This window comes from Neoroseomonas terrae (genome assembly GCF_018129025.1).
GTDB lineage: Bacteria > Pseudomonadota > Alphaproteobacteria > Acetobacterales > Acetobacteraceae > Neoroseomonas > Neoroseomonas terrae.
The window spans coordinates 1-5837 of sequence record NZ_JAAEDI010000054.1; the positions used below are offsets into that span (position 1 = coordinate 1).

The window sequence follows — 5837 nt, forward strand, 5'->3', positions numbered from 1 at the left end:
GGGGCGTGCCGCGGCGCCCGGCCAGGGCGGCGCGGATCGTGGCGCGCAGCCCGGGCTGTTCCGCCGGCACGGCCAAGCGTAATGCCGGCAGGGGAGCGGGGGGCAGCAGCAGGCTGCCCGGGGGTGGCGCTCCATCCAACAGAAGCACGCCCGCCGCCGGCACGCCGGCGGAGGCGATCCCCGACGGCGTCACCAGCCGCCAAACGCCCGCCGGCGCCGCCGGCACCTGCCAGGCGGAGAAGCCGGCCTCAGGCCGCGCGAGGCGACGCGCGACGCCGCGTGGCGCCGCGAGGTTGCGGCAGAGCAAAGCAAGATCCTGGTCGCCGCCGGCGCGCAGCATCGGCGCGCAGGTGGCGGCCAGGAAGCGCAGCAGCGCCTCCCGCTCGGCCGCGGCGAAGCCCTCGGCGAAGGCGGCGGCCGACAGCAGGGGGGGCAGCGGGAAATGGGCCGCCGCATGGGTGCCGAAGCGCAGCTCTACCGCCATGCCCGGCCGCAGCGGACGCCGCGGTCGGGCCGCATGGACGGCGCGCCGCTCCCCCGGCAGCGCGGTGGCGCTGGGCGGGGAAAGCGGCTCGCCCTCGATGAACAGGCGCGCCGCCGCATCCGGCGGCGCCGCGCCCAGCGTCACGTCGACGAGCAGGATGCCCTCCGGGCTCAGCAAGGCCCGTGGCAAGGAAACGGTGCCGGCTGCCGCAGCATCGGCTGCGAAGGGGAGGTCCAGGACCTCCCCCGCCGGCACCGCGACATCAGGACGCGCGTCCAGGATCGCCTCACACGATCCGGACGTAGCTGTCGAGGTTGTTCAGCAGATCCTCGCTGGAGACGCCGACCAGCTTCACCTGATCACCGCCGCCGAGATTGATGACCGTGCCGGTGTCGTCGCTGCTGACGCGGCCGGCCAGATCCTCGGCACTGGTGATGCCCGTGCCGTTGATGTTCGCCTTGATGGCGATGACATCGTCGCCCGGACGGAAGTCCAGCACCACGTCACGGCCGAAGCCGCTCTCGAAGTAGAAGGTGTCGGAACCAGCACCACCCGTCATCGTGTCGCTGCCGGCACCGCCGACCAGCGTGTCATTGCCGGTGCCGCCGAACAGCAGGTCGGCACCCTTGCCGCCGGCCACCCAGTCGTCGCCCGCGCCGCCGAACAGCGTGTCCTGCCCGTCATCGCCCATCACGCGATCGTTGCCCGCGCCGCCATCGACCAGGTCATCCCCGTCGCCGCCGCTGGCCAGATCGTTGCCGTCACCGCCAAGGACGGTGTCGCTCCCGCTGCCGCCGAACAGCACGTCCTCGCCGGCACCACCGGAGACGAGATCGTTGCCCCTGCCGCCATCGACGAAGTCGCTGCCGGCACCGCCATCGAGCGCATCATCGCCGTTGCCGCCGAAGATGAAGTCGTCACCCGCATCGCCGAAGGCCACGTCGCCGCCGTTGCCGGTGAAGACGATGTCGTCCCCGGCGCCGGCGTTGATTGTGTCGGCACCGCCGAAGGTGGCGATCAGGTTGTCGAAGGTGCCGGGGATGTCACTATCCGCGTTGATGAGGTCCGGGCCGTTGCCGCCGAGCCCAACACCGCCGGGAAGCGTCGCAAAATCCGCCATGGTCACTACTCTCCCATGCTGGGGACAGGTTGTCCCGTTCGAGCGAGGACTACTTTAGGTTGTGGAATGTGGCAGATTGAGTCTCGATGCTGTGCAGTGCACAATTTTACACACGCCTCTGGGCCTGCCGGACCGGCAGGGTCAGCGCGTAGCCGACCCCCCGCACCGACTGGATCGCATCTGTCGGGAGTTTGGGGCGCAGCCGCTTCACAAGACTGTCCACCGCACGATCGTCGGGCCGCCAGGGACGGCGGAACACGGCGCGGCACACCTCCTCGCGGTCCACCGGCTCGCCTGCGGCGGTGGCGAGCAAGGCAATCAGGCCGAATTCGGCCGTCGTCAGCTTCAGGGTGTCATTGGTGGGGGAAACCAGGCGCCGCCCGCTGCTTGTGAGCCGCCAGGGGCCGGCATCGGCACCCCGTGGCGGCGCGCGCCGCAGCACGGCGCGGATGCGCGCGATCGCCTCGGGCAGCGGGATCCCGCCGTGCAGGACCTCCGCCGCGCCCGCCTCAAGCGCAGCCGCGCGTTCCTCCGGCCCGTCACCAGGCGCGGCGACCAAAACACAAAGGACGCGTGGCACGCTGCGCATCAGGCGCATGGCGCCGCCGGTGCCGGCGGGCGCGAGCTGCGCGGACAGCACCAGCACGACATCGGCGCCCTCTGCAGAGAGGCTGAGCATCAGCACTTCAGGGGTTGGCGCCATCTGCACGGCGATGCCGCCGCGCGTCAGGCCCTCAACGAAGGGGCGGGCGCCGTCCCCTTCCGTAGCGAGGATGATGAGCCGTGAGGCTCCTGAGGGGCTCGTATCCAGCATAGCGGCCGGATACAAGCATTTCACGAAGCACAACCATAGCGAGTATTGATACGTTTAGATCACATCTTAGAGGCCATTGATGCATCGCAATATGCTCGCAATAGGGGAAAACCCCACCCGCGCCGCCCGACTCCTCGGGCAGCCTGCCGCACGCGCGTTCCTTGCCTCGCCGGGTTTCCCGGTGCCGGACCGCATCGCCCTGCGACGGGTCGGCTCAACCGATGCGGAGGACTTCCTCGCCACCGGCCTGCTGCTTCGTTCAGCGCTCGAGGATGCCGGCGGGTTGCATCCGGACGATGCCGTGTTCGACATCGGCTGCGGCTGGGGACGGCTCGCCATGCCCCTCGCCCCGGCGTTGTCCTCCCGCGGCCGTTACCTCGGCATGGACGCGGCGGCAGAAGCGATCGCCTGGTGTCGCCGCAACGTGGGAGAGGCCGATGCCCGCTTCCGTTTCCACCACGCGGACATCCGCAACAGCTACGCCAATCCGCGCGGCAGCATTGCGGCGCGCGACGCCGTATTGCTGCCTTGGGAGGAACGGTTCGACCGGATCGCGGCCTTTTCACTGTTCACGCACCTGCTGCCGGACGCCATGGTCCGGTACTTCGCGGAGGCTGCGCGGCTGTGCCGCCCGGGCGGGGTGTTGGTGGCGACCTTCTTCCTGCTCGACACCGCGACACGGGCGGCGATCGAGGCCGGCCAGGCCGACCGCGACTTTCCGGCCGCTCACGGCATCGCCCGGCTCGGGAATCCGGCGGTCCCCGAGGATGCCGTCGCCTATGACGCTGATGAGGTGATCGCCCTGCTCGATGCCGCCGGCTTCGACGCGGAGTGGCGCCCCGGCGCCTGGTGCCGGCGCGGCGTGGAGCCGTTCGACTATCAGGATCTGGTGATCGCGCGCCGCCGCGGCGCCGTGCCGGCGGCGATCGGTACCCGGGGCGCCGTACAGGCCATTGCGGGCGGCGCCATTCGCGGCTGGGCCTGGGACGCCGCGGCAGGCATGGCGCCGGGGCTGCGGCTCGAGATCGGCGGCGAAGTGGTGGCTGAAGGCGGCGCGGGGGAGATGCTGCGCGCAGCCCCGCCTGACGGCCCGCCGGCGAACGCCGCGGCTGGCTTCGTCCTGGCCGTGCCGCCGCATCTCGTCGGCCGGCCGCTGCGCGACGTGCGGCTCCTCGCGGGACCGGAGGCGCTGCCGCTCCTGGCGCGCCCCGCGCTGTTGCTCGCCGATCCGGCCGAGGAACTCGCGCGAGCCTGGCGTTGCGAGGCGCTGCGCGACGGGCTGTGGCGCATCGACGCCGTCATGCGGCAGGACGATGGGGGGTGGCGGGCGCGGGTTTGGGCCGTACCGCCACGCGGTTCCCCGCCGATCGCACCGCCGTCGCTCTACCTGGGCGGCGGGCGCATCCCGTTGCAGTCGCTGGACGGCGGAGACGCCGAATTGGATGCGGCACTGGGATTCGTGCCGGGAACGATGCGGCCCCACTACGGCGTCGAGGTTCCGGCGAGGCTGGCAGCGCGGGGCGGGCCGTGGCGGCTGGGCCTCGCGGCGGACCGGCAGTGGGCGCCGCATGAGGGGCTGCTACCACCCCCTCGCGGCGACGAAGCCGCAGCCGCGGCGTGCATCATGGCAGCGACCGGGCGCTCCCTGGCCTCCTTCCAATCGCCGCTCGAACTGTCGCCCTCGGGCCCTGTCGAGGCTCCCGCGGGGCCGGTGACGCTGGCCATGGCGCTGTCGGGCATCGAAGCCGAAGACGAGGCGGCGCTTGTGGAGGGGCTGGCGGCCACGCTGGCACCGGGCGGGCTGCTGCTGTTCGGCACGCCGGGCGCCGCCGCGCTGATCGGCGGCGCAGGTGGCGTTGCGCGGCTGCTGCATTGGCAGCGTCATGGCACGGCACAGGCGCCGGAAGCGCCGCCCGGGCGCCGGCGCCTGCGCGCCAGGGCGCATGTCGAAGCCCGCTGGGGCGGCGCCTTCGCCCTGCTCGACCTCCGGGAGGCTGCGCTATCCGGCATGCGCAACCTGCTACTGTTGCAACGGCGCTGAGCGGAGTCGTGCGTGTCAGATCAGGTCGCTGAGCGACAGCGCGCCGGGCGCGATGCCGGCGAGAAAGACGCTGTCCGCGCCATAGGCCAGCAGCAGGCCGCCATCCTGCGCCAGCGCGGCGTCGAGCATCGCCTCAAGATCCGGCACCGACAGGCCGACGAATTGCAGCCTGTCCTCGCCGGGCGTGAAATCGAGCACTTGGTCGGCACCATCGCCGGCAGCGAAGCGGAAGATATCGGCGTCGGCCCCGCCGGTCAGGACGTCGTCGCCGCGCCCGGCGGCAATGATGTCCTGACCATCGCCGCCGAACACCTGGTCGCGGCTTTCGCCGAGGCCGACGAAGCGATCGTCGCCCGCGCCGAGATCGATGATGGTCTGCGTGCCGGCGTCCCGGCCGGTGAAGCCGCCGGCGCCATGGGCCGTGGCTGCGAAGGTCGCATCTCCCGCCGCAACCTGCGCCGCGATGTCGAGCGCGCCGACCGTCACGATGTCGTCGCCTTCTCCCGTCGTGACGCGAAAGGTGCCGACCCAGCCGAGCGCGTTGTCCGCGACCTGGATGGTGATGACGTCGTCGCCCGCGCCGGTGATGACGTTGCCGCGTTTCGCGCCGATCAGCGCCACGAAGGAATCGCCGCCCCCGCCGAGCGTGACGTCGGCATGCACGAAGCCGGACAGCGTCACGCGGTCCGCCGCATCCGACAGGATGACGGCATTCTTCACGCTGTTCCAGGCGCCCAACACATCGACCAGCAGGCCGGCGGTGCTGCGGCTGGCCTGCACGAGGCCGCCGAAGAGCAGCCCTTCGGGCGGCGGATCAGAAAAGTTCGTCTCTGTGATGGCGTGCAACAGCGGCGGTGCGTCGGCGAGGGGCAGCGGCAGCAGTGCCGTGTCCGTTCCCGGCAGGTACCATTGCGTCGCCGTGCCGAGCAGGCCAAGGCCGAGCGTTTGGGTCATCGTTCAGGTTCCGTGGGTGGAAACGCATTGGACGCTAAGCCAGACGTTACACACGCATAAGTGGTATTTTGTGTCACGATTCGATTCCGGATTGACGTCTTCGGCGCAGGAGAAACCTGGCGTTTCTGGCGACTTTCAAGCAATCGACGGAGGGCAAGCCGCCGCGCCTTCATCCACCTGTCATTGCCGCTGATGCTGCGCTGCACATAGACTTTTGGTTGTATTCGATTGGGCTATCCCGATCTGCGTGGAGTGCTTTCGACCATGCCTATTCTCGTGACCGGCGGCTTTGGCTTCATCGGTTCGGCGGTGCTCCGCCGACTGCTGACGACGACCGACGAGGTCGTGGTGAACGTCGACCGCATGACCTATGCGGCGAGCCCCGAGAGCCTGGGAACTTGGCTGCGCCATCCGCGCCACATCC

6 protein-coding genes are annotated in these 5837 nt (G+C 70.7%); 2 read left to right on the forward strand and 4 right to left on the reverse strand.

From position 1 onward, the window contains the following. From GXW78_RS27550 to GXW78_RS27560, 3 genes are all read right to left on the reverse strand, one after another. A partial coding sequence (locus tag GXW78_RS27550; protein ID WP_211872124.1) for a hypothetical protein occupies positions 1-661 on the reverse strand: 661 nt, incomplete at its 3' end. A gap of 109 nt (positions 662-770) precedes the next feature. Then, positions 771-1604, reverse strand: a complete 834-nt coding sequence (locus tag GXW78_RS27555; protein WP_211872125.1) for a calcium-binding protein — start codon at positions 1602-1604, stop codon at positions 771-773. Between the two features lie 106 nt (positions 1605-1710). Next, positions 1711-2418: a winged helix-turn-helix domain-containing protein gene (locus GXW78_RS27560; RefSeq protein ID WP_211872126.1), complete on the reverse strand. Its 708-nt coding sequence runs from the start codon at positions 2416-2418 to the stop codon at positions 1711-1713. 181 nt (positions 2419-2599) lie between these two features. On the opposite strand from GXW78_RS27560, the gene GXW78_RS27565 reads away from it, so the two are divergent. Beyond that, positions 2600-4459, forward strand: a complete 1860-nt coding sequence (locus GXW78_RS27565; protein ID WP_211872127.1) for an SAM-dependent methyltransferase — start codon at positions 2600-2602, stop codon at positions 4457-4459. A 15-nt stretch (positions 4460-4474) separates the two neighbouring features. Here GXW78_RS27565 and GXW78_RS27570 read toward each other — a convergent pair whose 3' ends face one another. Continuing rightward, on the reverse strand, positions 4475-5413 hold the full coding sequence (locus tag GXW78_RS27570; RefSeq protein WP_211872128.1) for a calcium-binding protein: 939 nt from the start codon (positions 5411-5413) through the stop codon (positions 4475-4477). Positions 5414-5677: 264 nt separating this feature from the next. Here GXW78_RS27570 and GXW78_RS27575 point away from each other — a divergent pair. After that, a partial coding sequence (locus GXW78_RS27575) for an NAD-dependent epimerase/dehydratase family protein (protein ID WP_211872129.1) occupies positions 5678-5837 on the forward strand: 160 nt, incomplete at its 3' end.